Genomic DNA, 26,358 nt, shown 5'->3' with positions numbered 1-26,358 from the left:
CGGGAAAAAGTTATGTTTCAATAATTCCGCCTTCTTGCTGCTAGTGCCGTGCCCTTGGGGCACGGCTTGTCATATGATGAAGCAAAAAGGAAGGTGATTACGGTGGAAAACAGAACAGCTGAACGTCTGCTGGAAGCCGCGTCCCGGTTGATTTCGGATGCGCAGTGGCAGGCGAACTATCTTGAACTCATCACGTCACCCGCGAATCCTGGCGTATCAGACGCCGCACGCGTGCTGCTGAACCGGTTGTACGATCTGCAGAAGAAAGGGCTGCTGACCGGCCAGCATGAATATTTAGAGGCTCCGTACACGTACGCGGAGAGTCTCAAGCAGAAGACCGGCATCTATCCTTCGATCAAAGGTGTCGAATTCGGCGGGATTACGGGGCAGACGCCGGAGCAGCTGGCGGCCCAGCGGCAGAATGTGGTCAATGCCTGTCTGGATTGGCACAAAAATGGAGGCGCTATCACGGCTACCTACCATGCGGCTTATCCCGGTGCATCCCAGACATGGAACATGGTCCAGCGTTCGACGACGGAGGATGAATTCGCCCAGATTATTACGCCTGGAACAGCGCTTAACACATCTCTGCTTGCTGATATCGACTCGGTGGCTCAGTACCTCAAGCAATTGCGGGACGAAGGTGTGCCGGTGCTGTGGCGGCCGTATCATGAAATGAACGGCGGCTGGTTCTGGTGGGGGCAGAAGACACGCTACGCGGAGCTCTGGGAGATCATGTATGACCGGTACGTGATTGTTCACGGCCTGGATAATTTGCTCTGGGTGTGGAGCCCGAATGCGAACAACCCGGCCACAGATGCCGCGGCTTATTACGTCGGTCATGACCGTGCGGACGTACTTGGCAAAGATATTTACGGCGGCGATTATAAGCTGGATCATTATTTCGAGCTGCAGCAGATCGGACAAGGCAAGCTGATGGCCATTACGGAGTGCGATATTTTGCCGGATATGACCCGGATGCGGACCCGTCAGCCGCTCTACGCCTGGTTCATGGACTGGGGCAAGCTGCTCGCACAGAAGAATACGGATGCTGCAATCCGCAAGGTTTATACCGATCCGTACGCTGTGAGCCGGGGACAGGATGCCAATCCCGAGGTGGCCCAGTTGAACGCGGCGGACACTTCCACCGGAGACGGTCTTATCGGCCAATATTATCTGGACCGGAATTTCGGCACGCTGAAGCTGACCAAGGTTGTCCCGAAGGTCGATTACGACTGGAAAAAGAGCACGCCTACCGGAAAATGGGAAATGTCCGTCCGCTGGAGAGGGTATCTTCGTCCGCCGTTTGCCGAAACATATACGCTGTATACAAATGCTTCGGACGGCGTTCGGTTATGGGTGGACGGCAAGCTGCTGATCGATGACTGGACAGTACACGGCACGGCGGAGCGAACAGCCGTCATTACGCTTGAACAAGGCAATTATTACACGCTCTGCCTGGACTACTTCAATGGAGGAGATCCAGCCAACGCGACTGTCCGCCTCTCCTGGTCCAGTCCCAGTGTGCCGAAAGATGTGATTCCAACGGCGTATTTGTACTCGAATTGATGATCGGAAGTTCGCCCGAGGGGGACATGAGGGCCTATAATTCGGCGAGTGAATAAATAAAAGCGAATGTGGTTAAAAAAATTGTGAAAAACCAAATTTTTGACGAACAATTATGAAGCAGATATGTTAAAATAACGGAGCGGTTATTCAGCGGCTGCCCGCTTTGCAGCGGCGCCGTACATATCAATAGCGACATGTACAGACCGGGAGACGTCATACGGAAATGACGCGCTTGCCGGTCTTCATACGGATAGAAGGACAGTGAATAAGAAATGAGACCGATCTATTTGGACCACGCCGCCTCGACGCCGGTGCATCCGGAGGTGGCCGCGGTCATGCTGAGCATTATGACGGAGCAGTACGGCAACGCTTCGAGCGTCCATGCGTTCGGACGGGCCGCCAAGAAGACCTTGAACGGGGCGCGCGATTCCATCGCCGCCTCTTTGGGCTGTGCGCCCGATGAGTGGATTTTTACCGGGGGAGGGACGGAGAGCGACAATCTGGCACTGTTCGGCGCTGTCTCGGGACGTGAAGGAGGCCATATCATTACGACGGCTATCGAGCACCATGCCGTGCTTCATGCCTGCGAACAGCTTGAGAAGGAAGGCTTCCAGATTACCTATGTGCCTGTGGACGGGACAGGCCGGGTGTCGCCAGAGGACATTGCTTCGGCTATACGGGACAATACCGTATTGATCAGCGTAATGATGGCTAATAATGAAGTAGGGACAATTCAGCCAATCCGTGAAATCGGGGCGGTCGCTAGAGAGCGCGGAGTACTCTTTCACGTGGATGCTGTACAGGCGCTCGGCTCGATTCCGATCAAGCTGTCAGAGCTGCCGGTGGACTATATGAGCTTCACCGCGCATAAAATCAACGGTCCCCAAGGCATTGGCGGCCTGTACATCCGCCGCGGCGCTCCGCTGCATCCCCGGCTGTTCGGAGGTCTGCAGGAACGAGGCCGCCGGGCCGGAACGGAAAGTCTGGCAGGCGCGGCCGGCTTCGCGAAGGCTGTGGAGCTTGCGGTCCGCGGACTGGAGGGACGGCATGCGGAGGCTTTGAAGCTGCGTTCCACCTTGCTGGACGGACTGGACGCGGGAATCGGGAAGGACGCGTACCATCTGAACGGAAATTCCGGGCACGGACTGACGCATATCGTGAACATCAGCTTCCCGGGAGTACAAACGGACGTCATGCTGATGAATCTCGATATGGAGGGAATCGCGGCTTCCAGCGGCTCGGCATGCACCTCGGGATCGCTTGAAATCTCCCATGTGCTGAAGGCGATGGCGCTTCCGGATAAATATTTGGATTCTGCGATTCGATTCAGCAGCGGTTTGGGTAATACTACTGAAGAAATGGAACTTGTTTCCCGAAAAATTGAAACCATCATGAAACGGCTGCGTACTAAAGACTAGAGTCTTTTGTCGCCGGGAGCATGCTTGCTCCTTTCTTTCATTTACCATAGAAGGTTGCTCCTTTCTGGGCTCCATCTTATAAACGAGGAGATTTGACACCATGAGAATCCAGGAGTTTATCGGACTGAATGTGATTGGAGTCGAGGAAGGCAAGGATGTAGGCAAGATCGTCGATTGCATTGTCGATTCAACATGGAAAATTACGGGTATTGAACTGGAAAGCAAATCTTTCTTCAGCAGTCATGTGAAAGTTGTGGCATGGGAAGACATTGTCGCATACGGCGAGGATGCCGTGATGATACAGAATGAGGAGTCTATTCGCAAGGTGGACGCAGACAGCATACCCCATACCTTTCTTGAGGGGAAGAACAGACTGAAGGATCTTGAGGTCGTGACGGAAGCCGGAACGATACTCGGTAAGGTGTCGGATGTTTATTTTGACCAAAAGATGGGAAACACAATAATAGCCTTCGAAATTAGCGACGGGCTGGTAACTGACTTGATGGAAGGCCGAAGATGGCTGCCTTGTGTGCCGGAAATGTCCGCAAGAACGGACAATCTGCTGGTTCCCGCATTAAGTGAAGAAAAACTGGAAAAGAATATTAATATCGTTAACGGATAGGTGGAATGTATATGAAGTGTCCAAACTGCGGTTCCAAGGATATCGGCAAAATCGGTTCCCATCAATTTTACTGCTGGGGCTGCTTTATTGAACTGACGGTAAATGGCGAAAAAATGTCGGTCTATCAGGTTGAAGAAGACGGCACTCTGAGCTCGCTGGACGACTTGTTCTGCGGCGAAGATATGGCACAGGAAATGACGCATCTGCATGCATCTTCCTAAGGCAGGCGTAGCTTGCTTTGGGTGGTTACATAGAAAGAACCTTCAAATCCGCTCGCGGAAGTGAAGGTTCTTTTTCGTTCTCTGAATTCATTTTTCATTTTACTTCAATTGAGAAGACGACCATGGTATCGCCCAGTGAGGTTACGCCGTCCTCCAAGCCCCAGAATGCCGAGACGCTGTAGGCGTAAACCCCCGGCTCGTCCGGCGCATGAAAAGTCCCATCGGACAGCGGAATCTCCGTGATGCTCCCGCTTTTATACTGCATCAGCCTCACACTAGACGGAGCCGGATCGTAAGGGAACCGGACCTCAACGACTGCACCGGCCGGAAGAACGTTCGGCGTCTTCCCTTTTAGCTGTTCCTCCGCTCCGATATAATCGGCGCACATCGAGCCCCAACAATAGGTACTTTGGTACATGGAAAGATCCGTCTCTCCCGACCGGATGAGCGGCAGCGGCGGCTTCTCTTTATCCAGCGGCTTGATTGACGCTTCTGCTTCTGCGGAAGGATTGGCGGACGTAGCGCTCTCATTCGAAGGCTGGACGGACGGGCCTGCTTCCGTTACAGGATTAGGTGACCCTGCCACCTCGGCATTCGGACCTTCAGATGCGATCTCCGGTGAAGCGGCACAGCCCGCAAGAACGATCGTCAATACAGCAAGAATCAGGAAGGACGTTCCTTTTTTACTCAAAAGCTCCACCTCCTTTAACACAGACGCAGAATAAGCGGGAATGGTTACAAGACTTGACCGATTATTTTGCCGCGGACAGACATATACTTACATTGCAGGTCTTTTCCAGTTTGGCCGCAGGAGGTAACGCGAGTGGAACAATGGTACGGCAACAAAACGTTTCGGTGGATGGTCGGCGTGCTGCTCGGTCTGATCATCCTGTATTTTATTTGGCAGCTTCGTCCGATGCTGATGAATATTTTTACTTTTCTCAAAGCGGTGCTGGCTCCGTTACTGGCCGCCATGATCATCTCATATGTGCTGAACCCCGTCGTCAGTCTACTGGCCCGGCGAAAAATGCCGAGGGGTGCAGCCGTGCTGCTCATTTACGCGGTCTTTCTGACGGCGCTTGCCGTCATTGCCATCAACCTCATCCCGATGCTGATCGAACAGCTGGAGGAACTGAACGAGCATCTGCCGGAAATTACGCTGCGTGCCCAAGGGCTCATGCACAGCATGGATACCCGGCTGATTCCGCAGGGCGTGGAGACCGGGATGAACAACTGGTTCTTTCAATGGGAGAGCCGTCTGGCGAAGGGGATTTCGAATTTCCTGGATCATATCGGAACGACGATCGGCGTGGTGTTCGACGCCTTTATCATACCGTTCCTGGTGTTCTATATCCTGAAGGATTTTGATGTCTTCGAGCGAATGGTCATTTCCTGCCTGCCTCGCTCCCGCCGGAAATCAATCGTGAAGATGCTGAGAGACATCGATATCGCGCTCGGCAATTACATTCGTGGCCAGTTCATCGTCGGCGTTATGATCGGCATTCTCGCCTATATCGGGTATGCGCTGATCGGCATCCCTTATGCGCTGCTGTTCGCCTGCTTTGTCGCGATATTTGATATCGTGCCGTATCTCGGTCCTTTCCTCGGAGCCGCTCCGGCTCTCGTCATGGCTTCGACGGTTTCGATCCGGCTCGTTCTCCTCGTGATTGTCGTCAATACACTCTGCCAGATGCTGGAGAGCAATGTGATTTCTCCGCAGGTTGTCGGCCGTACGCTGCACTTGCATCCGCTGCTGATTATATTCGCGCTGCTGGTCGGAGGCGAGCTGGCCGGGATTATCGGCCTCATTCTGGCGGTTCCCGTTTTTGCCGCTGGAAAAGTGGTGCTTCAGCATATCGTGGCGTACTATGTCCGGCGGAAGCCGGCTTAAGGCGAAGGGATGGATTGACGCCGGATCACTCTTTTGTATATAATGTTGGGGAATATTCAGAATTTCAGAGCATTCATGGATGAGGAGCAGTAATTTCGGATACGTTACGCAGAGAGCCGGTGCTTCAGGTGCGAGCCGGTTGACGATAATGAAATGAACTCGCCTCGGAGAAACGGCGCTGAACGGACATTCCTGTCCATCTATTAAGCACCGTCGGTCCGCCACCGTTATCCGGCGCTTAAGTGAGCAGGGGAATAGACTGGCAAGGTCGTCCTGCTAATTAGGGTGGTACCACGGGAATTCAGCCTCTCGTCCCTAGCGTTGTACGCTACGGATGGGAGGCTTTTTGGATTGCAGAAGTCCGCTTAGCATTCAAGGAGGAGTAACAATGAGCGACATTAAGGAGAATCAGGCACCGCAGGGCTACCGCGCCCAGACGCTGGAGCCGAAATGGCAGCGGTATTGGGAAGAGAATCATACGTTCAAGACCGGGGAAGAAAAGGGGAAACCGAAGTTCTATGCGCTGGATATGTTCCCATATCCTTCGGGAGCCGGTCTGCATGTCGGACACCCTGAAGGCTATACAGCTACAGATATCGTATCCCGCTACAAACGCATGCGCGGCTACAATGTGCTGCATCCGATGGGCTGGGACGCTTTCGGCCTGCCGGCCGAGCAGCACGCGCTCGATACAGGACAGCATCCGCGTGACATTACAGTTAAGAATATCGACAATTTCCGCCGCCAGATCAAATCGCTGGGCTTCTCGTATGACTGGGACCGCGAGATCAGCACGACGGACCCGGGCTATTACAAATGGACACAGTGGATCTTCATCCAGCTGTACAAACGCGGGCTTGCCTATGTAGCCGAGGTTCCGGTGAATTGGTGTCCGGCGCTCGGCACGGTGCTGGCGAATGAAGAAGTCATCGATGGCAAAAGTGAACGCGGCGGCCATCCCGTCATCCGCCGGCCGATGCGCCAGTGGATTCTGCGCATTACCGAATACGCGGAGCGCCTGCTGGAGGATCTGGAGGAGCTCGACTGGTCCGAGAGCATCAAGGATATGCAGCGCAACTGGATCGGCAAGTCGAAGGGGGCCGAGGTGGTCTTCGCCATCGACGGACATGACAGCAGCCTGACGGTGTTCACGACCCGTCCGGATACCCTGTTCGGCGCAAGCTACTGCGTGCTCGCTCCTGAGCATGAGCTGGTATCGGCGATTACGACGGACGCCCAGCGCGCCGAAGTTGAAGCATACAAGGAGCGGGCTGCTCGCAAGAGCGATCTGGAGCGCACCGACCTGGCGAAGGAGAAGACAGGCGTATTCACAGGCGCCTATGCGGTTAACCCGGTTAGCGGAGCGCGGCTGCCGATCTGGATCGCCGATTATGTCCTGGCCGGCTACGGAACGGGAGCGATCATGGCTGTTCCGGGCCACGATACCCGTGACTGGGAGTTCGCGAAGCAGTTCAGCCTGCCGATCATCGAGGTTGTCCAGGGCGGCAATGTAGAAGAAGAAGCCTATACGGGCGACGGTCCTCACGTGAATTCCGACTTCCTGAACGGCCTGGAGAATGCACCGGCCATCTCGGCGATGATTTCGTGGCTGGAGGAGAAGGGCTTCGGCAAGGGCAAGGTGACCTACCGGCTGCGCGACTGGCTCTTCAGCCGCCAGCGGTATTGGGGCGAGCCGATCCCGATCCTGCATCTGGAGGACGGCACGATGAAGACTGTGCCGGAGGATCAGCTGCCGCTGATGCTGCCGGATGTCGATGCCATCAAGCCGTCGGGCACAGGCGAGAGCCCGCTGGCGAACGTGACGGACTGGGTCGAGACGGTCGATCCGGAGACCGGCATGAAGGCGCGGCGCGAGACGAACACGATGCCGCAATGGGCCGGCAGCTGCTGGTACTATCTGCGCTACATCGATCCGCACAACGACAAGGAGCTGTGCTCCCCGGAGAAGCAGAAGGAATGGCTGCCGGTCGATCTCTACATCGGCGGCGCCGAGCATGCGGTGCTTCATCTGCTGTATGCCCGCTTCTGGCATAAGGTGCTCTACGATCTCGGCGTTGTCGATACGAAGGAACCGTTCTACAAGCTGGTCAACCAGGGCATGATTCTTGGCACGAACAATGAGAAGATGAGCAAATCCCGCGGCAATGTCATCAATCCGGATGAAATTGTCTCCGAATTCGGAGCCGATACGCTCCGCGTCTACGAAATGTTCATGGGTCCGCTGGAAGCGACCAAGCCTTGGAGCGCGAACGGCGTGGAAGGCATTCACCGCTTCCTGTCCCGCGTATGGCGTCTCTTCGCCACCGAGGACGGCTCCTTAAGCGCGAAGATCACGGCGAACGGCGGCACGGAGGAGTTCAAGCGCACCTGGCACAAGACGATCAAGAAGGTGACGGACGACTTCGAGAACCTGCGCTTCAACACGGCGATCAGCCAGCTGATGATCTTCATCAACGACGCCTACAAGCAGGAGACGCTGCCTACCGAGGCGATGGAGAACTTCGTGCAGATGCTGTCGCCGCTCGCGCCGCACCTCGCCGAAGAACTGTGGCAGCTGCTCGGCCATGAAGGCACGATCTCCTATGTGGCCTGGCCTTCGTACGATGAGGCTATGACCGTAGATGCCGAAGTCGAAATCGTCGTTCAGGTGAACGGCAAAATCGTCGAGCGCACCAAGATCGCGCAGGACATGAGCCAGGATGACATGCAGACTCATGCGCTGGGACTTCCGAGCGTGAGCGCGGCCATTGAGGGCAAAACAATCCGCAAAGTTATTGCGGTTCCAGGCAAGCTGGTCAATATTGTAGCGGGTTAGCGAAGCACGCAAAAACCCCGTGGCAGGAGAAATCCGCCGCGGGGTTTTTGCGTTATTCAGAAGCCTGGCCGCTCTGGCCGAAGAGCGCGTCCAGCTTGGCCAGATCTTCGTCGTACTTCCGGTGGGTCGTATCGATGAGCCGCTCGAATACGCCGTCCAGACTATACCGAAGAAGACTGAGCGCTTCGGCAGTAATGCCGCCGGGCACCGCTACCCGTTCTTGAAGCTCGCCTGGCGTGAACTCGCCTTCGGTCAGCAGGCGCCCGGTGCCAAGCAGCATTTCGCCTGCGAGTATGCCGGCGAGCCTTCGGTCGATGCCCGTCGCAGCAGCGGCGGCCTCAATCCAGCGTTCCAGAAATAAGCTTAGGAATGCCGGGCCGCAGCTTGAAAAATCAGAGGAAATGCGGGTGTGGGATTCGGATATTTCAACCGGATTTCCGATATGGGACATTAACCCGAGCAGCAATTCACGATCATGATCGTCCAGCCGGCTGCCCAGCACGCAGAGCGAGGTGCCGCTGAAGACACTGTGAGTGATGCTCGGAATGATTTTGGCTATTTTAGACGGGAGAACACGCTCCAGGTGATGAATCTGCACCGGGCTCGTAATGGAGACAACAATTTGTCCGCTCCCGAGACAGTCTCCAATCTCATCGGTCAGCGCCTTGAATTCCAGCGGCTTGACGCACAGAAATACAATATCGCTGCCGGCGGCCGTCTCCCGGTTGTTCTCCGCCAGCGTAATTCCGGGATGAAGCTGCGCGAGCCGGTCCAGCTTCTGGCGGCTGCGGTTGCTCGCAATCACATCGCCCGCCAGAAGCCCCCCGGAGGAAAGGAAGGCGTCGATCAACAGGCCGCCCATGCTGCCCGTTCCGATAAAACCTACTTTCATCCTGTGATTCCCTCCTTTCGCGCTTTACTCTTTGCCAGTAACGTTCTTCGATATATGTATGCGAGGGAGGCTTGGCTAATGCCAATGATATGGAAAATGTATGGAGAAAAAACGACCGGATAACTATCCGGATAACGAAGGAGTGACGTTATATGATGCGTATATACAAAATTGGAGCTGCCGTGCTGGCAGTAGCGGGCGGCATCCTGATCTGGGCCGCAGGCGGCGGCGAGGACCAGGACATGGCCGGCTGGCAGCCGCTGGGTAGCGCCATGTCCGAGGCGCTGGGCATCGGCGGAGGGACAGTGGGGACGGCTGCGGGAGCGGACGCCGCAGGTGCGGGGAGCAGCGGCGGTATAGGCGGTGGGACGGCTAAGGGAGCGGGCGCCGCAGGAGAGGGGAGCGGCGGCGGTATAGGCGGCGGGACGGCTGCGGGAGTGGGCGCAGCCGGAAAGGACAGCGGCGGTATTGGCGCCGCTGGCGAGAGCGGCAGCCCAGGGCCGGCTGCCGGAGGCGCGGCGGCAGCGCCAGCCGCCGCGGGTGGCGGAACCGGCGAAGGCATAGCCGGTTCCGCCGGAACGGCGGGCCCCGCTGCGGCAGGCAGCGGCGGGGCCATGGCGGGGGCGGCCGCAGGCGTCACGGCCGCTCCCGCAGGCGCAGCCGCCGGGGGAACCGGCGGCGATGGCACGGCGGCTTCCGGCACAGCCGAAGCCGCACCGGGCGCGGCGTCTCCGGCCGCCGCCGCGAGCAGCCAGCCGGCCGCAGCCGGCGGCATGGTGAACGTCAATACGGCGAGCGCCGCCGAATTGACCGCGCTTCCCGGCATCGGCGAGAAGAAGGCGCAGGCGATCGTCGATTACCGCAGCCAGCATGGCCCCTTCAAGAGCGCGTCCGATCTGGAGAAGGTCAAGGGGATCGGGCCGAAGATGCTGGAGAAGATGAAGCCTTACGTTGTCTATTAAGCGGCATCTTGGTGTCGGACATGCCGCATCTTCTCATAGGAACGGGTTGACGGGATATGCTACAATAGGTAACAACGATTTTTGGAGAAAATGGGGAAATCAGATGACCATCGCATACCGCAAGGACTGGGATACCTATTTCATGGATATCGCATTTATGGTTTCGACCCGCTCGCGCTGCCCGCGCCGCCATGTCGGCGCCGTGCTTGTTCAGGGCAAGAAGCTGCTCGGCACCGCGTACAATGGAGCGCCCATGGGCATGCCGGACTGCTCGGAGGCAGGCTGTATGGTATCCGAACAGTACGAGCTGGAAATCGTCGACGGCAAAGAGACCATGATCAAGAAGCAGCGCTGCATTCGGACCATTCATGCGGAGCAGAATTTGCTCCTGTTCACGGACCGAATCGACCGGGAGGGCAGCACTGTGTACGTGACCGACGAGCCTTGTTGGACATGCGCCAACATGCTCGCCAACAGCGGGGTGGTGGAAATCGTCTATACCCGCGAATACCCGAAGGACACGGAGAAGGTCAAGCAGATGATGGCCACCAAGGGCATCCTGTTCCGCAGACTGGAAGGCTATGAGCCTCCCCGGGAAACGGTGCTGGGTGTATCGGACTAACGACTAGAGCAGGCGATTACGATACGAATTTCATATCGGGCCGCAAGTCGGCAATGGGGAAGGACCTCTGTTCGCGCATGATGCGCGTGGCAGGGGTCTTTTTGCGTTCTGCGATAAGGGTGCGGCAAGAGCAGCATAAGCTCCCGGCCGGACTTGATAACCCTCCAGCCATTGACCTAGAACGCCTTGAACAAGCGATGATGACACTCCCTAGCCGATTGCCAGCTCACTGCCGGATTTAATACCCCTCCAGCCATTGACCTAGAACGCCTCGAACAAGGTAATGATGACACTCCCCGGCCGATTGCCAGCCAGGAGTGGATGAAAGGATGAAGAAGGATGACGAAAAGACCGCTGGTCTATGCGGCTGTCTGCTGGGCCGCCGGAAATGCCGCTGCCTGTCTGCTGACAGCAAATCGCCTGCTTGTTGTTTGGGCAGGCATTACGCTGCTGATGGTTGCGGCCGCCCTGATGATGCGGATACGCGGTCAAGGGATCAAAATGCTGGTCCTCCTGTGGATTATACTTACCCTAGGCGGAGCTTATTTCGAATGGAACGACCATCGGAACGCAACGGCGCTTCCGGCTGCTCTCGGACAGACTGCATCTGCGCTGGAAGAAGCGCCGGTGCATTTGGAAGGCGTGGTATCGTCCACAGTTGAACGCGACGGAGACCGGGTGGATTTTGTAATGGTGATTCAGGAGGCCAGCCTGCTGACAGGTGAAGGCGCCGACTCCCATGAAGACACCGATTCGTCCGAAGCGGGGAGTGGAGAAGCCGGCGGAAGTAAGCGGGACAGCGAAGCCGCAGACGTCGTCCAAGGAGAGAAAATCGCAGCTCAGGTCAAGCTGCAGGCCGAAGAAGAAATTGCGGAAGCGGCAAAGTGGAAACGTGGCGACCGGGTCAAGGTAACTGGGACGCTGGAGCTTCCTGCCATAGCCCGGAACTTCGGCGGGTTTGATTACAGGGCGTACCTGCGAAGCCGCCATATTCATTGGCTGCTGCGGGCGTCCGGAACAGCCGCCGTCACGGCGGAAGCTCCCGGGAGCTTTGGCTTCCGGTCGGTGCTCCGGTGGAGCGATTCCGTACGGAGCGGTATCGGAAGGGAACTGGAGCGGTTGTTCCCCGCGAGGGATGCCGGTTATTTGAAGGGACTTATTATCGGGATGCAGGATGAACTCGATCCGGACACCTACAAGCAGTTCTCACGGCTAGGACTTACCCATATTCTGGCTATCTCCGGTATGCATGTCGCCGTCTACGCGGGCGTGCTGCTGGTTGTGCTGACCCGGCTGCGGCTTACAAAAGAGGCGGCGCTGACGCTGACCATGCTGTTCCTTCCGCTGTATGTGCTGCTTGCAGGAGCCGGCCCGTCCGTCATTCGTGCGGGGCTTATGAGCATGATCGCGCTGTACGCCGCCCGCGTCGGGATATTGAAGGACGGGCTTCATGTCCTCTGTCTTGCAGGCTGGCTGATGCTGCTCTGGGAACCGTACTATCTGCTGAATGTCAGCTTTCAGCTATCTTTTCTCGTGACACTTGGATTGATTGTCTTCGTGCCTTTGGCGGCTCCGCTCCTGACACGTCTCCCCAGGCGGCTTGGGGGCGCGGTGTGCGTGACGCTGACAGCGCAGCTGGTTTCTTTTCCGCTGACCATTTATTATTTCAACCAGTTCGCGCTGCTGTCGTTCGCCGCCAATTTCATCCTCGTTCCGTTCATAACATTCGGCGTGCTGCCGCTCGGAACGGCTGCGCTTCTGCTGTCCAGACTGTGGCCATTTATGGCGGAGCAGATTGCCCGGCTGGTCAAGCTGCTGAATACGGCCACCTTCGCCGCCGTGGACGGCATCGGGACTTATGCGGGAATGACGATCTGGCGCTCGCCGTCACTGCTCTGGATTCTTCTGTATTATGGACTGCTGTATGCGATCCTTCTTATGATGAAGCTTGCGGCCGAAGCAAGGAAGGTTCCGGGTTATACGGCAGAGGAGACCGTACCGCTGGAGGGGCTTGGACATTGTGCTGAACGGGACTCTTCCCCGGCCCTTGTCGGCATAATGGGTACGGCTGCCGCCCGGCGCTACCGCTTCGCGGCTGTATCGTTCACCGCCGGCCTGGCGCTGCTGCTCTACTGGGGCTACAAGCCGCAGATGCTGTCCCCAGAGGGTGAAGTCAGCTTTCTGGATGTGGGACAGGGAGACAGCATTCTGATTTCGGCACCTGGCGGCGTCCACATTCTGGTTGACGGAGGCGGGACCTTAAGCTTTGGCAGCAAGGAGGAGTGGCGAATACGCCGCAGTCCGTATGAGGTTGGAGCCAAGACGGTGGTGCCGCTGCTCAGGAAGAGGGGAATCCATCATCTGGACGCCGTTATTTTGACACATGGCGATCAGGATCATATGGGCGGGCTGCAGGCTGTTCTGGAAGAGATTCCGGTTAACGCCCTTCTATTTAACGGGACGCTCGCTGATCACGACAATTACACCAAGCTGATGACCACGGCGGTCCGGAAAGGAATCAAGCTGTACGCGGTTCACCAAGGGCTGGAATGGTCGCCATCCGGGTCCGAAGGGCCGAGGCTGTCCTTTCTGTGGCCGAAGCTGAATAGCGCGCAAGAGCCGGTCCTCCCGGTCGTGGAGGAGCAGAATGATTTCTCCGTTGTCTTCCGGCTGGATATGAGCGGTCGCAGCTTCCTGTTCACGGGCGATATTGAAAAAGCCGCCGAGGCCGACCTGATTGCCGCGCAGCAGGCGTCCTGTGGATCGGCTGGTACGCCGACTTGCGACCAAGCATCCGGACCGGTGGATGTGCTGAAAGCACCCCATCACGGAAGCAAAACGTCCAGCAGCGAAGACTGGCTCCGTTACTGGAAGCCTTCGGCGGCGGTCATTTCCGTGGGAGCGAACAACAACTACGGGCATCCCGGCAAGGAGGTGCTGGAGCGTTATCTTGCTGCCGGGCTGGACATCTACCGTACAGATGAGCAGGGCGAAATCCAGATCAGGATCAAGGAAGGTGCCTTGTCGGTGAGGCATAAGCTGATTTCTGCGGACGCAAGTCCCTAAGTTTGGGATTTCGGGAGAGAGGTCTTGAAGTGGAGAGGATAGCGGAGCGGGGATGATTCGGAACAACTTTTTTCGACAATCTTCCGACATTCTATTGTGAAAAGGGAGGTTTTTCCTTCATAATTTAATAGAGTGCGCCATAACCCGTAGGAAAGGAGGCAGCGGCGTTACAGAGATAGAACTATGTTTGTACTAAAAGACACAGCAATTGGGGGAGTATGCATTGAAAAAAATACTTAATCTGTGGGTCATTGTGGCTCTGATCTCGCTAACGTGTGGCGCTTCCGCCTTCGCGGACCAGACAGTTAAAGCGAGCGTGACGGAGAGCCGTACATATTTTGACGGGGAACAAGCCGATCTTACCGGTTTCAATATTCAAGGAAGCAACTATTTCAGACTGCGGGACATCGCAGAGCATTTCTCGGGCACTTCCAGCCAGTTCAACGTATCCTGGAATATCAAGAGCCAGGCGGTCGAGATCAGCACCGGACAAGTCTATGTTCCCGATGGAAGCGGGGAGGACAAATATTACAGCACAAGCCGCACCTATCCAGCCATTCCGCAAAATCTGAAGCTTCTCATCGACGGGACGCTTCAGACGGTCAAGGCATACAAGATCGACGGCAGCAATTATGTTCAATTGCGGGACCTGGCGGGCAGAATCCCTTATGATGTGGAATATGAAGCGTCTGCGGGCAAGCTCTCGCTGTTCGCAAGGATGCCCGAGCATGCCTACCGGGTGAAATCGTCAGCCGCCGGAACCGGCAATGCCGAAACATCTTATTTTCCGAGATGGAAGAGTCCGGTGGAATCGTATCTTGTGAAGAACCAGGACGGCACGGTAACCGCCATTCGGGCTGACGGCCAAGTGGAGATGGAGACCTATGACAGCAGCTTTCAGCTAGTGTCCAGAGCCAGTCTTCCTTATGAGCTTCCGATATTCGGCGGCTTCTACAGCGGCGAGACTTACAATTATATCGCCTACGGCCAGGATGACACAGAAGAGAACGACGATAAAGAAGTAATTCGAATCGTCCGGTACGACAAGAGCTTCAAACGGATTGACAGCGTATCGGTCAAAGGCGGGCCGAGCTATACGGTCAAGCCTTTTGACGCGGGTTCCGGCCGGATGGCCGAGTCCGGCAGCACGCTTGTCTTCCATACTTCGCGGGAACGTTACACTACGCCTGACGGCCTCAATCATCAGTCCCAGCTGACTCTGATCATCAATACTTCCAACATGACGGTAACGAATGATCTGGGCCGGTTCCAGAGCAATCATGTCAGCCACTCCTTCGACCAGTATGTCCGGTTCGACGGGGCAGATCATGTTCTGGTCGATCACGGCGACGCTTACCCCCGCTCGATTGTCCTGAATAAAGGCGACGGGCGGAATTACACCGAGGTGGATCTCTTCCAAATTCCGGGAGCGATCGGCGCGAATCAGACGGGTGTATCTCTCGGGGGATTTGAAGTGTCCTCCAGCAGCTATATTGTAGCGATGAACACGATCGACCATTCCCAGGTTGCCGAGTACAATTCTTATGATCTGGTTGGGCTCAAAAAGGATCAGCGCGACATCATCCTCAGTGTGCTGCCCAAGAACAATTTGAATCAATCGGCCGTTAAGCAGATTACGCTTGGCAAGTATGTCGGCAGCAATCGCATCGCGTCCATTCCGAAATTGGTCAAGATTAACGACGACAAGCTGATGGCGCTGTGGCAGGAATTCGATCTAGAAGGTTATCCCGGCGACTTGAAATATGTCTATCTCGATAAGGACGGCAACCTGGTCGGCTCCGTCCGCACCCTTGCCTATTTCGGTTTGTCCGAATGCGATCCGGTCGTCAGTGGCAATCAGGTGCTCTGGTACACCGACAGAAACGGGTATCGGGTCTTCTACTCGATTCCTCTGGAAGGAGAGACTTCGCTCTAGGCACTTTGGCATTTAGGGCAATTTGGGTCATCGCCATATCCTGCGGTCAGCTTCGGCTCCGGTTCAGAAGCTAAACGATAACATGGATAATTTACTAAATATCAGATATACTTTTTTAATATACAGTTGGAACAATAGGTTAGCTGCGTGCGAAGCCTCCAGGTTCCTGTGACCGGCATAGCAGAAGCCGCTTCTTCTTGTATGAAATTCCCGGGATGATCCCGATGATAACCGGAGCGAAAGTTTATGAAAAAGATGACCATTGAGGATGTGGCCAAACAGGCGGGCGTGTCCAAAAGCACAGTCTCGCAGTTCCTGAATAAGCGGTACAAGTATATGAGTGAAGAGACCCGGAATAAAATCGCGGCCGTCATCGAAGAACTGAACTACCGGCCGAACGGTCTTGCCCGGGGTCTTAAGCAGAACCGGACGTATACGGTCGGGGTCATTGTGGCGGACATCAACTATTCCCTGTCCATTCAGTGCATCCGCGCAATCGAGAACGAGCTTCAACTGAATGACATTCAGGTCATCATCTGCAACGCCGACGAAAATCCGGACAAGGAAGGCAGATATATCGAGACGCTGCTGTCCCGGCAGGTGGACGGGCTAATTGTGTTCCCGACGGGAAATGACATCACCCGTTACATCCCGTTGATAGAGAGCCGCTATCCGCTCGTCTTGATGGACAGGCTGATCGATGGCATTTCGACCCAGAGCCTTCTGCTCGATAATGAGCTGGCGGTCAAGGCAGCGATCCGGGAGTTCGCCGATGCGGGCCATACGCGGGTTGCCATGCTGACACTGCCACTCGGGCCCTATGCCGTCACTCCCCGGAAGGAGCGGATCGCCGGCTTCCGGAGAGCGGCAGGAGAGGCCGGCCTGAAATGGGACGATGCCTATATCTGCAGCGCGGCGAGAGAAGAAATGGGCGCAGCGATTGAATCGCTGCTCTCCATGAAGGAGCCGCCGACCGCGCTTCTGGCGGCCAACGACATCGCCCTTGGCGAGGTGCTGAAGTACGCCAACAGGAAAGGGTTGAAGATTCCGGATGATCTGTCGGTGATCGGCATCGACGGAGCCGAGATCGCCGCCGTATACAATCCGGAGATCACAACGATACGCCAGCCAGCCTATGAAATGGGCATGCAGGCTGCCAAGATCATTCTGGGCGGCATTGAAGAGGGTGGATCGCCGGTTCCGATCACTTATCGCTTCTCACCAGCGCTTCAGCCGGGGCATTCCGTTCGGCAGTTAACTTAATAACGTACACTCCCCAAGCGTATCACCAACAACAAGGACATCTTCTCCGCTGAGCCGGAAGAGATGTCCTTGTGTGCTTCGTTGGCAGTTTATATGAATGAAAGGTGAATCCTGAAGGGATGAACCCAAATGAAGTGATTCCTTACCGGTTCATGAAACGCGCCAGCTCTTCCCGTGTCGGCAGGCCGTCCATATCGCCGCGCGACATGACGGCCAAAGCGCCGATCGCATTTCCCCGTCTGACCGCTTCCTGTGTCGGAAGCTTCTCCAGCAGCGCGCTGACGACGCCGGTTGCGAAACCGTCGCCGGCGCCGACCGTGTCGATAACCTTCTCCACTTTGAAGCCCTTAACTATCCCTTCGCTGCCGTCTGCCGACCTGTAATAGGCGCCTTCCGGCCCCAGCTTGATGACAACGAGAGAAACGCCGAGCTTGAAATAGTAAGACGCGATCTCCTCCGGCGTATCGAGGCCTGTCAGGATTTTGCCTTCGGCAAGGCCCGGCAGGAACCAGTCGCAGCGCGCCGCCAGGCTGTTGATTGTATCGACCATCGTCTGCCGGTCCGGCCAGAGGGAAGGACGAAGATTCGGATCAAGCGATACCGTCTTGCCTTGGGCCCGCATAAAGGCCATGGCGTGCTCGGAGAATTTCTGGCATTCCGGCGACAAGGCTGCAGAGATGCCGGTCACATGCAGATGTCCGGCGGATGCGAAGTAGGCTTTGTCCAATTCCTCGGGGCTGAGCGTGGAGGCTGCCGAGCCTTTGCGGAAGTATTCCACCTGCGGATCGCCGCTCTCAACCTTCGATTTGACCAGCATCCCGGTCCGGCGCTGCCCTGTAAACGTAATGCGGGAGGTGTCGATCCCCTCTTTGTTCAAAGCTTTCATGATAAAGCTGCCGAAGCTGTCCTCGCCAAGCTTCGTTACATAGCCGACCCGGTGCTCCAGACGCGACAACCCGGTAGCCACATTGCTCTCTGCACCCGCCAGCGCTTTGGAGAAGGCGGTGACTTCATCAAGCGGTCCGGTTTCATTCGCGCAAAACATCGCCATAGGCTCACCGAATGTGACCACGTCCAAATGTTTATCCATTGATTAGTTCCTCCTTAGGGAAAAAGGGGAGATTTCTCTAACTTAAGCTCATTATGAATTGAAAGTATCACATAAATCGGTTTTGTACAAGAATAATGCTTTTATCTCCTGTGAAAAAATTATGGGTTAATATTGATTAGTATTTTATAAACCTTTATAAATCAACGTTTTTTTCATAGTTTTCTAATTTTTATATCGGCAAATAGCTTAAAGGGCATTGACTACCGGGATAATTATTATTACTATTTGAGTAGCTGGAAATATCATTTGATTACTAAACTTTTGTAAATAAGATTATTAATAGAGTTTATCAAAAGTTTATCAGGAGGCATATAATCCATGAAAAAGCTTAAGGTGCTGCAAAACCTTCTGTCCACCGGCGTCGTGGCCGTCATTCGCGCGGACAATGCAGAGGATGCCTACCGTATGTCCGAAGCCTGTATTGAAGGCGGACTGAACAATATCGAGGTAACCTTCACGACTCCGGAAGCGGACGTTGCCATCAAGAAGCTCGTTGCAGCTTACGGGGACAAGGCGGTTATCGGAGCAGGAACGGTTCTGGACCCGATTACAGCCCGCATCGCGATCCTTGCCGGAGCCGAGTTTGTAGTCAGCCCCTCCTTTGATGAAGAGACAGCCAAAACCTGCAACCTGTACGGCGTATCTTACATGCCGGGGACGCTGACGCTGGGTGAAATGAAGGAAGCCCTTAAGCTTGGCGCAGACATATTGAAGCTGTTCCCGGGCAGCGCTTTCGGGCCGGACTTCGTCAAGGCGGTCAATGGGCCGATGCCGCATGTGAACATCATGCCTACCGGCGGCGTGGATCTGGAGAACATGGAGAAATGGATCAAAGGCGGCTGCGTAGCCGTCGGCATCGGCGGCAATCTGACGGCTCCGGCCAAGGAAGGCCGTTACGACCGGATCACCGAGCTAGCTTCCCAATATGTAGCGAAGTTTCAAGAAATCAAGGCGGCCTCCGCCAAATAGCGTCTGTTCTCTTCTTTTATATAGAAGCTTGACGAACACTGCACTGGAAGCTCCGATTGAAATCTTCAGATAAACCTTCGTCCTGCCGAGCCGGGAGACGGAGGTTTTCGTATTATCAGGTTAGCCAGTAATTACTGGTTGGCCTTTTTTTATGGTCGTTTTACGATGAGGAAGCCGGGAGAACGTGGTGGTTTTAGGGGCAATGACCCCGTCACAAAAACTGTTCTCCCACGACCTCCAATGACCATGTTTGAGCTGGTAGAGGCTATTGACCTCGCATCACAAGCGAAGCTATGGGTTTGGAACCATCGTGGGATAGCCGGTAAATCTTTTATTTGGAGGTTGTTATGGAACCAGTTATAGGTGTGGATGTGGCAAAAGGGTTTAGTGTGCTTCAAGCCTTTACGAGACGAAACGAACCTTATGGAAGGGCAGAAAGCCTGTCGCATGAGGAGCACGGGCTTGAACGGTTGGGGGAGCTCCTCGCGGAGTTGCAGGAGACAACAAAATGTACTCCGGTAGTGGTTTTGGAAGCGACAGGGCACTACCACCGGGTACTGGTAGCGTATCTGGAGCGTGGCGGCTGGAGGTACTTTATCGTGAATCCGTTGCAGTCGAAACGGGCCAAAGGAACGCAACTGCGCAAGGTTAAAACAGATGCTGCAGATGCATGGCATTTAGCAGATATGTATTACCGCGGAGACGTTACACCACATCGTATATGGGACGAAGCGTTTACAGAGTTGCAGCATGTGACCCGGCAACATGAGTTTGTGACGGGGATGTTTGTGCAGGCGAAGTTAAACACCAGAGCTTTATTAGATCAGGTTTTCCCGGGGTACGAGAAGGTCTTTCGGGATCTGTTTTCGGTTACGTCTCTAAAGGTGCTGGCGCGTTGTCTGGAGGGAGAACCGGGAGATCTTCATCAGATCATCGAGAACAGTGGCGCAGGGAAGTCGCGGTCGAAACGCTGGGTTCAAGAAAAAGCCGAACGGCTCCAGGAAGTGCTGACGCATTGGAAAAAGCAGAGGAGAAGTTCTTCTCAAAGCGTTGCTTTGCACGGTATGGTTAGCTTATTGCTTCAGTTTTCGGAGCAGCTAAGTACATTGGAGAAGCAAATGGAGAAGATGGCATCCAGTCTCCACGAAGTAGAACTAATGAAGAGTATACCTGGCGTAGGAGATAAGCTTGCAGCAGCCCTTGTCGCTGAAATAGGGGACGTAGGACAGTTTCAAAACCCGAAACAACTCGTTGCTTTTGCAGGCTTAGACCCTGGCATATTCAGCTCAGGGAAGTTTAAGGCGACAAGCTCGAAGATCACGAAACGTGGTTCCAAGAGACTGCGACGTGCTTTATATTTAGCGGTACAGTGTGGGATACGCGGGAGCATCAACCGTAAGCTTCGAGATTATTATGATAGAAAAAGAAAAGAGGGCAAGGCTTACAAGGTGGTCGTGATCGCTTGCGCCAACAAGCTTCTTCATCACATATTCGCCATCCTCAGTAAGAACCAGCCCTATAACCCTTAAATCCATATTTCCCCAAATATCCTTTACTCATGAAGGTTATTTGTCATGCTCATAAAATAGTATACCAACAAACCATTTGCAGACCAAGAGCAAAAAGCTTGACAAGTATTAGCTGGTTTTTGTGTTTTTTGCGCATCCAGTAGGCTTAATTGTTCCCGCTGGACGCTAGTCGGCCGCAGGACGCCGTTCGGGGGATTTTTTGTCCAAACACCAGGTGTCAAATTTGTAATGGAATTGAACTGGTAATGAGTTTGATTGCCCCGCCGATTCCTTGTATGCTTAAAAAAGTGCGTCAATTCGCGCGGCAATCGTTATTTTCATGCGTTTTCAATAATTTGGCACATTGTTTGGGCTTACAGCATGCAACAATTCAGCAGTCTCTCACGTCTGTGAGATTGCATAGAGAGGGGGAACCTTCGTGGTGGAGCAGGGACTCATCAGAGCCGCTCAATCGGGCGATCGCGACGCTCTAATCACCCTATTGCGAGAAATTGAAGGCCATGTGTACAAAACAGCCTTTTACATTTTGCATAATGAACAGGATGCGCTGGACGCCTCGCAGGAAGCATTGATCCGGATTTATACCAAAATCGGCTCCTACGAGGAAAAGGCTCAGTTCAAGACATGGGTTCAGCGGATCGTGACCAATATATGCATCGATAAATTCAGGAAGACCAAACCGACGGTCTCCATCGATGAGCATGAAATGGTGTTCAAGGATAAGCAGAACGTAGAGCGGGAGGTTCTCTCGGGCTATTTGGCGCAGGACATCCGGGAGGCGATCGATCAGCTTCCGGAGCATCACAAGACGGTAATCGTCCTGCGGTACCTTCAGGATTTTTCATATAACGAGATAGCGGACTGCCTGGATCTGCCGCTGAACACGGTGAAATCATACTTGTTCAGGGCAAGGCAGCAGCTTCAGAACAGACTTCAGGAGTATCAGAAAGGTGGTGTATCGGGATGAACTGCGCGGAGGTGATGGAATGGATGAACCGTTATCTGGATCATGATCTGAGCAGGGACGAGGCGCTTGAAATGTTCCGCCATATCGATGACTGCCCTTCCTGCGCGGAGATGTTCGAACGGCTCAGCGCGCTTTCAAGCGAGCTGGAGAGCCTTCCCGATGTGAGTCCGCCTTTCAGTCTGGTGGACTCCATTCTGCCGAAGCTGGATGTAATCGACCGGGAAACAGCGGCGGAAGCTGCATCTTTGGCATCGGAGCCGCAGGTTCAGGAAATGAGCCGCCGCGCTTCGCGCAAGCCGAGAAGCTCCTCATTGTCTGCGCGCTTCGGGATCGGCGCGGCAGCGGCGGCGCTGCTGCTCGGGATCGCAGTGCTGAACATGCCGGAACAAATACCGGATGCGCAAGTTGACAAGATGATGAAGGACGAAGCGTCATCCGCCCAGACTTACGACCAAGGAATAGCATCAAATAGCATTGCCGGGAACAGCAATAGCGCTCTGCCGGCCGGATCGGCGAAACTCAAGCAATTTGAAGGCGGCGAGTCAGCCCAGGAGGCGTCACCGGCGGAAGCCTACTCCTTAACCTCTCCAGTCAGCCCTGCTGCGGAAGACTCATCTGATCAGGCTCCGGCCGAACAGACTCCAACTCCTAAAGCCAATTCGTCGGAGAAGGCTGACCGCAAGGGAGGCAGCGCAGCGGACGGAGCAAGTGCGGAAATAAGAAAGAATGTAGTCTCCAAGAAGACGGCGCCAACTCCTCCAGCGAAGACCCCTGAGGCCTCGCAGGAAGCGGGCACGATGCTCAGTGGTGCTGCTGGAGACCGCGTTTCCGAGAAGAATGCTGCCAGCGAGCAGCCGCACAGCAGCGAGGAGCTCGGCCTGAGCGGCGATATGGGGATAATGGCGATCGCGCCTTCGCAGGTGCAGGATTCCAATACCTGGACTTCTCCTGATGGCCGTTATACGGCTGTTCTGGAGGGACAGAACTTGATTATTTACAGGTTGAATGACGGGGATGCAGCAGGCAGACAGGCTGTCTCGACGATTCCTTTCCAGGGAGCCTGGGTGTCGGGCGAATGGTCTGGTGACGGCAAGCGATTCGATTTTGTGACGAACACGGACGGCAGCGAAAAGCGTTCGTCCTATATCATAACGGAGGATACGCCGGCTCCGGCCGCTTCCGGCACGGCTTCACCGGAGCAGACGGCTTCTCCCTCTACTTCTTCATCTCCTTCGGCGTCAACAAAATAAGCGGCGGAAGTGTCACATTCGGAAGACGGTCTGAATAGAATAAAGCATAAGGACAGGAATTGCTGCGGGAAGAGCGGCAGGTTCCTATAATAAGGCATCGTATGACCGGCAGCATAGAGGTTTCTAGAGCCTCGCGTGCTGTCGTTTATATAGATGAGCCGCGTAAAGGCGGAGAAGTTACGGCGAGAAGTGGCCGGGCTTCTCCGCTTTTGCTGCTACTGTTAGGGCGGGACAATCTCGGGGACGCAAGCTCTCCGTATATGCTACAATAATGAAACGAAGAACGGGCGGTGCGGCAGCCGCACCAGGGAAGGAGCAGCCTGCGAATGGATGCCAAAACGGCAGCAAAGGAAATCAAACAGGGGAAATTTGCTCCTGTCTATTGTTTATATGGAAGTGAAAAATTCAGGATGAATGAGTTCGTGTCCTTGATCGAAAAGGAACTGATTACGGAGGAAGACCGCGATTTTGCGGTTATTCCGTTCGACCTGTCCGAGACGCCCATTCAGGCTGTGGTCGAGGAAGCCGAGACGGTGCCTTTTATGGTGCCGCGCAAGCTGCTCATCGTCAAGGACGCCGCGCTGTTCACAGCGGGCAGAGATAACGCGAAGCTCGATCACCGGATCGAGGCGCTTCAGGATTACCTGGCAAGCCCTGCAGACTTCAGCGTAATCGTGTTTCTGGTGAACGGCGACAAGCTCGATGAACGGAAAAAAATCGTCAAGACGCTGAAGACAGCCGGGATCGTGCTGGCTTTTAGCCCGCTTGGAGCAGACGAACTGCTCAAGTGGGTGGAGAAAGGGATACGGGAGCGCGGCTGCAGTCCCGCTCCGGGAATGCCCGAGGTGCTGATTGCCAGCACCGGCACAGGGCTGCAGACTTTAACAGGGGAGATGGACAAGCTGTGCCTGTTCGCGGGCAGAGGCGGGACCGTTACTTCTGCGGATGTGGAGAGCCTGGTCCCGCGCGGAACGGAGCAGAACGTCTTCGCGCTGGTGGAGGATATTGCGAACCTTCGGCTGGACAATGCGATCGGGACGCTGCATGAGCTGCTGAAGCAGCGGGAGGAGCCAATCAAGATCGCGGCGCTGATCACCCGGCAGTTCCGGATCATCCTGCAGGTCAAGGATTTGTCCGAGCAGAGCTATGCGCAGGGACAGATCGCTTCGCGGCTCGGGCTTCATCCCTATGCCGTCAAACTGGCGGCCGAGCAGGCGCGCAAATTCGGCGGAGCTCAGCTCAAGGAAATCCTGAGCCGTCTGGCCGATCTCGATTACCAGATGAAGACCGGCGGAATCGACAAGGTGCTCGGGCTGGAGCTGTTCATGCTGCGGCTCGGAGCAGGAAGAACGGCTTAAGGTTTATCTCCCTGATTCTCGTAGTAGGCCTGTTCGGCGCGGTCCCGGTCGGTTCCCTTCAGATAGGCAAGGACCAGCCGGGGATGCCTGAACAAATACCAGTCTCCTTCACGGTCGAATTTCCGGCAGGAGGTTATCATCCAGGCTTTGGTCAGCATGCCGTATTTCAAGCCGGAGCGTTTGCCCCAACGTTTGAGCCTCCAGGCAAAATCAGCATCCTCGGCCATTAGCAGCTTCTCGTCGAATCCGCCTATCGCATCAAAATCCTGCTTGCGGCACCAGAAGATGCCGACCGAAATCGCGCCGTACTTAATGGCCATCGGCAGAAGAAGACTCACCGCGGAGACCGCGATGCCGAGGCTCATCCGCTCGAATCTTCCGCTTGAGCCTCCTCCGACATACCGGCCCGTGGACAAGAGGCGCTGCACTTCCTCCAGTAGATTTGTGGTCATTCGGCTGTCTGCATCGATGGTAACCAGAGTTTCCCCACTGGCGGCGGCCGCTCCGCTATTGCGGATTTGCGACAGGTTTTTGCGGTCATCCTTAACGATGACGCAGCCCCGGGAACGGGCGATTGCTTCCGTGCTGTCCGTGCAGCGGTTCAGGACGACGATCACTTCAGTCCTCTTGCCCACACTGCTTGCGGCTGCGTGAATCGAGTCAAGGCAAGCCCCGATGTACTTCTCCTCGTTATGCGCGGGAATGATAACGGAGAATAGAATAGGCTCCCGATCCTCAGAATCTGCAAAAATAGGCGGCTTCATATCTGGGTCATCTCCTCATTGTCGGATGCCGTCAAGCAGGATGCCAGCCGCGGTCCGGTACAGCTTGACAGCTTCTTCCTTGTCCATCATGCGCACATTGCCTGCAAGCCCCGAATAGCAGCTCAGCAGAATGAACGCTGTCTCAGCAGCATTGCTGGACTTGAATTCACCGCTGTCGATCCCTTCCTCGATCAATCGTTCAAAGCGCTTCACGTAACCGGTCAGAATCTTTGTGAAGGACTCAAGAGCTTCGGAGCCGGCGGGGAGGGAGGAGATGAAATCTTCACCGGCTTTGGTCAGCGAGAGGTTCGCGTGTCTGGCGAACTGCTCGGCGTATGCATGTACCTTGTCGGATGCGGAAGCATAGCCTGCAGAGCGTTTATCCCAATCATCCCAGGAGCTCTCGAAAGCGGATCTGGCCAACTGGATGAAGAGATCCTCCTTGCTATTGAAATGGTGATAGATGCTGCCCTTGCTGCAGCCCGCTGCCCTGCAAATATCGCTGATCGAAACGCCGCCGTATCCTTTTTTCGAGAAGAGGACTTTGGCGTGGCTGAGTATGCCCTCCCGGGTCTGAACAGCATCGTAAGATCGCGGTTTGTCCGCCATGACTGATAGCTCCTTTCAACCTAATCCAAACCGAACGGTCGGTATGCGATCAGCATACAACCAATATCCAAAAATGTCCAGCGAAATCAGAGAATTTCAACGGTGAATAACCACAGCTGCATATAACTACCACAGCACAAAAAAACCTGATCGCTTCGGAGCGGTCAGGTTCTTCACATTGCATTATGGAAGCTCTTAGCCTTGAGCGGACAGAGCGTTCAGTTTCTTCGCCAAGCGGGATTTCTTGCGGGCAGCCGCATTCTTATGAACCAGACCTTTGCTAACGGCCTTGTCCAGCTTTTTGGAAGCAGCGAGGAAAGCAGCTTGAGCAGTTTGTACTTCCGTACCTTCCAGCGCTACGTCAGCAGCCTTAACAGCTGTACGAAGAGCGGACTTCTGAGAAATGTTCAGCGCACGGCGCTTTTCCGTTGTCTTAACGCGTTTTACCGCGGATTTAATGTTTGGCATTGCATTCACCTCCTGTAAGGCATTCGGAAATCATC

The 26,358-nt window shown here is 55.2% G+C and carries 22 protein-coding genes and 1 other annotated feature; of the genes, 16 read left to right on the top strand and 6 right to left on the bottom strand.

Annotation, left to right across the window (positions count from 1 at the left end):
• Nucleotides 1-102: 102 nt before the first annotated feature.
• From PSTEL_RS19405 to PSTEL_RS19390, 4 genes are all read left to right on the top strand, one after another.
• Nucleotides 103-1,569 carry a glycosyl hydrolase gene (locus tag PSTEL_RS19405; protein ID WP_038697885.1) on the top strand — a complete coding sequence of 489 codons (1,467 nt, stop codon included), beginning with the start codon at nt 103-105 and terminating at the stop codon, nt 1,567-1,569.
• A 272-nt stretch (nt 1,570-1,841) separates the two neighbouring features.
• Nucleotides 1,842-2,987, top strand: a complete 1,146-nt coding sequence (locus PSTEL_RS19400) for a cysteine desulfurase family protein (RefSeq protein WP_038697883.1) — start codon at nt 1,842-1,844, stop codon at nt 2,985-2,987.
• A gap of 100 nt (nt 2,988-3,087) precedes the next feature.
• Nucleotides 3,088-3,609: a PRC-barrel domain-containing protein gene (locus PSTEL_RS19395; RefSeq protein ID WP_038697882.1), complete on the top strand. Its 522-nt coding sequence runs from the start codon at nt 3,088-3,090 to the stop codon at nt 3,607-3,609.
• Nucleotides 3,610-3,620: 11 nt separating this feature from the next.
• Nucleotides 3,621-3,830, top strand: coding sequence for a hypothetical protein (locus tag PSTEL_RS19390; protein WP_038697880.1), 210 nt, complete (start codon nt 3,621-3,623; stop codon nt 3,828-3,830).
• 94 nt (nt 3,831-3,924) lie between these two features.
• Here the strand turns inward: PSTEL_RS19390 and PSTEL_RS19385 are convergent, their stop codons facing one another.
• Nucleotides 3,925-4,521 carry a hypothetical protein gene (locus PSTEL_RS19385; protein WP_038697878.1) on the bottom strand — a complete coding sequence of 199 codons (597 nt, stop codon included), beginning with the start codon at nt 4,519-4,521 and terminating at the stop codon, nt 3,925-3,927.
• Between the two features lie 132 nt (nt 4,522-4,653).
• Here PSTEL_RS19385 and PSTEL_RS19380 point away from each other — a divergent pair, with 132 nt between their 5' ends.
• Together PSTEL_RS19380 and leuS are read left to right on the top strand one after the other, a co-directional pair.
• Nucleotides 4,654-5,721 (top strand): AI-2E family transporter, encoded by a 1,068-nt coding sequence (locus PSTEL_RS19380; protein WP_038697876.1) that lies wholly within the window; start codon nt 4,654-4,656, stop codon nt 5,719-5,721.
• 67 nt (nt 5,722-5,788) lie between these two features.
• Nucleotides 5,789-6,041: a binding site (T-box leader), on the top strand.
• A gap of 68 nt (nt 6,042-6,109) precedes the next feature.
• Nucleotides 6,110-8,557 (top strand): leucine--tRNA ligase, encoded by a 2,448-nt coding sequence (gene leuS / locus PSTEL_RS19375; RefSeq protein ID WP_038697874.1) that lies wholly within the window; start codon nt 6,110-6,112, stop codon nt 8,555-8,557.
• Between the two features lie 52 nt (nt 8,558-8,609).
• Here leuS and comER read toward each other — a convergent pair whose 3' ends face one another.
• On the bottom strand, nt 8,610-9,449 hold the full coding sequence (gene comER / locus PSTEL_RS19370) for a late competence protein ComER (protein ID WP_038697872.1): 840 nt from the start codon (nt 9,447-9,449) through the stop codon (nt 8,610-8,612).
• A 152-nt stretch (nt 9,450-9,601) separates the two neighbouring features.
• Between comER and PSTEL_RS28560 the strand changes: the two genes are divergently transcribed.
• The 5 genes from PSTEL_RS28560 to PSTEL_RS19340 all read left to right on the top strand — a co-directional run bounded on the left by PSTEL_RS28560 (nt 9,602) and on the right by PSTEL_RS19340 (nt 17,298).
• On the top strand, nt 9,602-10,411 hold the full coding sequence (locus PSTEL_RS28560; RefSeq protein ID WP_052098700.1) for a ComEA family DNA-binding protein: 810 nt from the start codon (nt 9,602-9,604) through the stop codon (nt 10,409-10,411).
• 103 nt (nt 10,412-10,514) lie between these two features.
• Entirely contained in the window at nt 10,515-11,033 is a 519-nt protein-coding gene (locus PSTEL_RS19355) for a deoxycytidylate deaminase (RefSeq protein ID WP_038697868.1), read from the top strand.
• Nucleotides 11,034-11,372: 339 nt separating this feature from the next.
• Complete coding sequence (locus tag PSTEL_RS19350; RefSeq protein WP_052098698.1) at nt 11,373-14,099, top strand: DNA internalization-related competence protein ComEC/Rec2; 2,727 nt, start codon at nt 11,373-11,375, stop codon at nt 14,097-14,099.
• Between the two features lie 223 nt (nt 14,100-14,322).
• Nucleotides 14,323-16,035, top strand: a complete 1,713-nt coding sequence (locus tag PSTEL_RS26425; protein WP_052098696.1) for a stalk domain-containing protein — start codon at nt 14,323-14,325, stop codon at nt 16,033-16,035.
• A 246-nt stretch (nt 16,036-16,281) separates the two neighbouring features.
• Nucleotides 16,282-17,298, top strand: coding sequence for a LacI family DNA-binding transcriptional regulator (locus PSTEL_RS19340; protein WP_038697866.1), 1,017 nt, complete (start codon nt 16,282-16,284; stop codon nt 17,296-17,298).
• Nucleotides 17,299-17,440: 142 nt separating this feature from the next.
• Here the strand turns inward: PSTEL_RS19340 and PSTEL_RS19335 are convergent, their stop codons facing one another.
• Nucleotides 17,441-18,388 carry a sugar kinase gene (locus PSTEL_RS19335; RefSeq protein ID WP_038697864.1) on the bottom strand — a complete coding sequence of 316 codons (948 nt, stop codon included), beginning with the start codon at nt 18,386-18,388 and terminating at the stop codon, nt 17,441-17,443.
• A 339-nt stretch (nt 18,389-18,727) separates the two neighbouring features.
• Between PSTEL_RS19335 and PSTEL_RS19330 the strand changes: the two genes are divergently transcribed.
• From PSTEL_RS19330 to holA, 5 genes are all read left to right on the top strand, one after another.
• Nucleotides 18,728-19,378, top strand: a complete 651-nt coding sequence (locus PSTEL_RS19330) for a bifunctional 2-keto-4-hydroxyglutarate aldolase/2-keto-3-deoxy-6-phosphogluconate aldolase (protein WP_038697862.1) — start codon at nt 18,728-18,730, stop codon at nt 19,376-19,378.
• A gap of 347 nt (nt 19,379-19,725) precedes the next feature.
• Entirely contained in the window at nt 19,726-20,907 is a 1,182-nt protein-coding gene (locus tag PSTEL_RS19325; protein WP_038693101.1) for an IS110 family RNA-guided transposase, read from the top strand.
• A 418-nt stretch (nt 20,908-21,325) separates the two neighbouring features.
• Entirely contained in the window at nt 21,326-21,874 is a 549-nt protein-coding gene (locus PSTEL_RS19320; protein ID WP_038697860.1) for an RNA polymerase sigma factor, read from the top strand.
• Nucleotides 21,871-23,124 carry an anti-sigma factor family protein gene (locus PSTEL_RS19315; protein WP_038697858.1) on the top strand — a complete coding sequence of 418 codons (1,254 nt, stop codon included), beginning with the start codon at nt 21,871-21,873 and terminating at the stop codon, nt 23,122-23,124. The genes PSTEL_RS19320 and PSTEL_RS19315 overlap by 4 nt, the downstream gene beginning before the upstream one ends.
• Nucleotides 23,125-23,450: 326 nt before the next feature.
• Nucleotides 23,451-24,482 carry a DNA polymerase III subunit delta gene (gene holA / locus PSTEL_RS19310; RefSeq protein WP_038697856.1) on the top strand — a complete coding sequence of 344 codons (1,032 nt, stop codon included), beginning with the start codon at nt 23,451-23,453 and terminating at the stop codon, nt 24,480-24,482.
• Here the strand turns inward: holA and PSTEL_RS19305 are convergent.
• From PSTEL_RS19305 to rpsT, 3 genes are all read right to left on the bottom strand, one after another.
• Nucleotides 24,479-25,246, bottom strand: coding sequence for a glycosyltransferase (locus PSTEL_RS19305; protein WP_038697854.1), 768 nt, complete (start codon nt 25,244-25,246; stop codon nt 24,479-24,481). The genes holA and PSTEL_RS19305 overlap by 4 nt on opposite strands.
• A 15-nt stretch (nt 25,247-25,261) precedes the next feature.
• Nucleotides 25,262-25,855 carry a TetR/AcrR family transcriptional regulator gene (locus PSTEL_RS19300; protein ID WP_038697852.1) on the bottom strand — a complete coding sequence of 198 codons (594 nt, stop codon included), beginning with the start codon at nt 25,853-25,855 and terminating at the stop codon, nt 25,262-25,264.
• 195 nt (nt 25,856-26,050) lie between these two features.
• The gene (gene rpsT / locus PSTEL_RS19295) at nt 26,051-26,323 is read right to left on the bottom strand and encodes a 30S ribosomal protein S20 (RefSeq protein ID WP_038697850.1); all 273 of its coding nucleotides are present in this window, start codon (nt 26,321-26,323) and stop codon (nt 26,051-26,053) included.
• Nucleotides 26,324-26,358 lie beyond the last annotated feature (35 nt).

It is taken from the genome of Paenibacillus stellifer (genome assembly GCF_000758685.1).
Lineage (GTDB): Bacteria > Bacillota > Bacilli > Paenibacillales > Paenibacillaceae > Paenibacillus_AQ > Paenibacillus_AQ stellifer.
Note: the sequence above shows the minus strand (reverse complement) of the source record. Positions and strands in the feature narration are given on the sequence as shown.